Consider the following 2,966-nt stretch of genomic DNA (forward strand, 5'->3'; position numbering starts at 1 on the left):
ACCGAAGCATATGCCATATCCGTCTGCTCCTGTATTGGCAGCGCATCCATTTCAGCTCTGAGAACCACCATTTTCTCTCTGTCCGAAAGACCTGGAAGTTCTGCAATAATGCCTGTAGGTTCTACATGGTTTACTTCATACCCTAAATTTTTCAGATACTTTTGAATATATGAAGAAGTTTCTACCTCCTGAAGCGCAAGCTCTGGATGCTGATGGAAATATCGTCTCAGTTCAATTAATTCTTCTGTATAATTTTGAATGTGCATGATATGCTCCTGTTGCTTTCTATTAGTTTTTTCCACTCTTTATCTTATTTACAATCGAAATATATCCCTGAACCAGCAAATCCGTTACTATCAGCACAATAACTGACCATATCAGGCATCCTTTTACACTGAATCCACCAAAAGCAGCAAAACCGCCAATCACATAATATACACCTATATGTACAGCATATATCTTAGATATCTGTTTTGAATAATAGCACAGCTTATGATATCCGAATTTCCATTTCTCTATAATCGGCATTATCCAGAATGCAATCGCAAAAACAAACATTATCGCACAGAAACTTCCTGCTACCTTTGCAAGTCCCGGAATTCTGTACTGTTCAAGCATATAATTAAAAAATTCTTCAATGCCCGGATGTAATATCATGCAGCATGCAAACCATATCACGGCTATCACTCCGCATATTATCCCGCTCTTCCTGTAAAAATCACCTTTTTCATTCTCAGGAATTCTTCTGAGTATCTTTCCAAAAACATAGCCCAGAAATACATAACTTAAATATGGAAAGAAACAAAAACTTGTCTCACCTTTTCCGCCAAAAGTCATATCCAGGATCCAGTTCATTGCCGAATTATCAGAAACCAGCAATTTTGCAAATGGCGATATGATTGCTACTATTATGGCACTTATTATATAACCTCTCAGGCTTACTCCTAATTTCCTGTATATAGCCAATACAAGATAACACATACCCGATATAAAAAATATATTTACAAACGTAAGCGCTGCATACAGATTTTCCGCAGATGCTTCTCTGCCAACTGCTGATTCACCTGCAATCAGATTTCTTATACCAAAGCTGATCACTATCGCTGCAGCATAGACATCATAATTACTCAACCCCTGATATAATAGTAATTTTACACCGTTTTTAACCATATCTTCAGGTTTAGAATGCCGCGTAAAGACACTTCCAAAACCCATGGCAAACAAATAAAGACAGGCACCTGTCGGCATAAATAGTGTAAACAGAACCATATGCGCATTTGATGTCACAGCTTCCATGTTTCCTATTGTCTGAAATGAATGAATAAAGATTATCATAATCATCAGGAACCCCTTCACCAGATCCAGTTCCCTCTGTCGCCCAACATTTACTTCTTTTTCTCTTAATATAAACATTTTTCTCACCTCGTGTCCTTCAGGCAGTAAGGAATCCTGCTAACAGATAACCCAGAAAAGCTTCCGAATTTCCTGAAAACTTCCAAACCCAACTGGCAGTTTTTTCAATTCCAGCATACTTTACACGCTCTAGAGTAATGCGCAAAAAGAACAAGCTCTTCGCAGTCTCCCCAGCGTATTTTTATTTTACCATTTAGCAGGTCAAATAGCAAGTCAATGAGTCCACGGACCTCCACTATTTCGGACTCCATTGGTTACTGTTCACTCCGTTCTCAGTAACACGCTTCGCGATGCACAGAATTTATGCTATTCGCATAAATTCGCGCGGTATGTCTCGGGATTTTGGCATATTCATGCCAAAACACCTCGCGGGATAGTGGTGTGTGAACAGTAACACTCCATTGACCGTATATATCCACTAGTCAGGAACAACTTTAGGGCACAAAAAGAGCTTTTGATTTCTCAAAAGCTCTATATTTTTGCTATTTAATTGTATGAACAATCTATACTTCATAGGGTCAGACCTCGACATTCCTCCGGCATTCTCAAATATGCTCCAAAGTAAACCATTCTTTCATCACATCAAAAATTCTGTACAAGCTCCTCGTCCCTGATCACATACGGAACCATAGAGTACATATAGTTCAAAAATGGCCTGCTGAACACACCCCGCTCATAAGCAAACTGCTGGAAGCCTTCCAGATCCCCGGAATCATGAACCTCCACGCACACACAGCCACCCATGATGCGGACCTCTTTGATTCTTGGGTCTGTGAACGCTTCCATCTCACGGCGTGAAACCTGTTCAATATGACGGATCTCTACTCATATAATCTTCACGCTCAAAAATCTCAATTCCCTTTAAAGCCACAGCACATGCCAGTGGATTTCCCATAAAAGTAGGGCCATGCATCAAGGCAAGTCTGTCATCATCACTGTAAAAGGCATCAAATACCTTATGATTGGCCACAGTGACAGCATGACCAATATATCCTCCAGTAAGGGCCTTTCCAAGAACCAGGATATCCGGCAGAACAAGGTCTGCCACAAAGCGGTTCCCTGTGCGGCCAAACCCGGTTGCAACCTCGTCAAAAATTAAAAGAACATCATACTGGTCACACAATTCTCTTGCTCTCTTCAGGAATGAAATGTCATACATCCGCATTCCTCCTGCTCCCTGTAAAAGAGGCTCCACAATAAAGCAGTTCAGACGGTCATGATACTGTTCAAATGCCTCCTCCAAGGCCGGAATCTCAGTCGGAATATGGACAACACCCTCTTTTTTGTCAAAAGCAAAATGATAATCCTCGTCATCTCCAACTTCCATTGCCTTAAAGGTATCCCCATGATATGCATGTTCAAGAGCCAGCACTAACGGGCGCTTTCTTCCCTGATTGGTGTTATACTGAAGGGCCATTTTAAGCGAAACCTCCACAGCAACACTTCCTGAATCTGAAAAAAAGCAATAATCCAGATCTCCTGGCAGAAATTCCTGTAGCTTCGCAGAAAGCTTTTCCACCGGCTCATGCGTCAGTCCCCCCAAGCATTAGATG

General features: G+C 41.2%; 3 protein-coding genes and 1 pseudogene. All 4 read right to left on the reverse strand.

Annotated features, from left to right (window positions below; genetic code table 11):
- A pseudogene (locus AC058W_RS00940) lies at positions 1-266 on the reverse strand (amidohydrolase); the annotation flags it as partial.
- Between the two features lie 22 nt (positions 267-288).
- Positions 289-1,413 (reverse strand): heparan-alpha-glucosaminide N-acetyltransferase domain-containing protein, encoded by a 1,125-nt coding sequence (locus AC058W_RS00945; protein WP_479389571.1) that lies wholly within the window; start codon positions 1,411-1,413, stop codon positions 289-291.
- Positions 1,414-1,995: 582 nt separating this feature from the next.
- Positions 1,996-2,199, reverse strand: coding sequence for a hypothetical protein (locus AC058W_RS00950; RefSeq protein WP_479389572.1), 204 nt, complete (start codon positions 2,197-2,199; stop codon positions 1,996-1,998).
- Between the two features lie 19 nt (positions 2,200-2,218).
- Positions 2,219-2,932, reverse strand: a complete 714-nt coding sequence (locus AC058W_RS00955) for an aminotransferase class III-fold pyridoxal phosphate-dependent enzyme (protein ID WP_479389573.1) — start codon at positions 2,930-2,932, stop codon at positions 2,219-2,221.
- Positions 2,933-2,966: the final 34 nt, after the last annotated feature.

The organism is Blautia sp. CGZ-1-C1 (genome assembly GCF_056504575.1).